Origin of the sequence: Amycolatopsis keratiniphila subsp. keratiniphila, from assembly GCF_001620365.2 — a bacterium.
Classification (GTDB): domain Bacteria; phylum Actinomycetota; class Actinomycetes; order Mycobacteriales; family Pseudonocardiaceae; genus Amycolatopsis; species Amycolatopsis keratiniphila.
On the sequence record NZ_LQMT02000046.1, the window covers coordinates 31930 to 32199 of the forward strand.

Consider the following 270-nt stretch of genomic DNA (forward strand, 5'->3'; position numbering starts at 1 on the left):
CGCCGACGCGGCGCTGGCCGGCGGGGTCGACATCATCCAGCTGCGGGACAAGACCGGCGGTGCCCCGATCGAGGCGAAACACGAGATCGCCGCCCTCGAAGTGCTGGCCGAGGCGTGCGAAAAGCACGACAAGCTGCTGGCGGTGAACGACCGGGCGGACGTCGCGCTCGCCGTCGGCGCGCACGTGCTGCACCTGGGTCAGGACGACATCCCGGTGTCGCTGGCGCGCCGGGTGCTGGGGGACGACGTGGTGATCGGCCGGTCCACCCA

1 protein-coding gene is annotated in these 270 nt (G+C 72.2%); it reads left to right on the forward strand.

The window, feature by feature from the left end; all coding sequences use genetic code 11:
- Positions 1–270: thiamine phosphate synthase (locus tag AVR91_RS40655; RefSeq protein ID WP_228709477.1), on the forward strand; the 270-nt coding region annotated here is incomplete at both ends.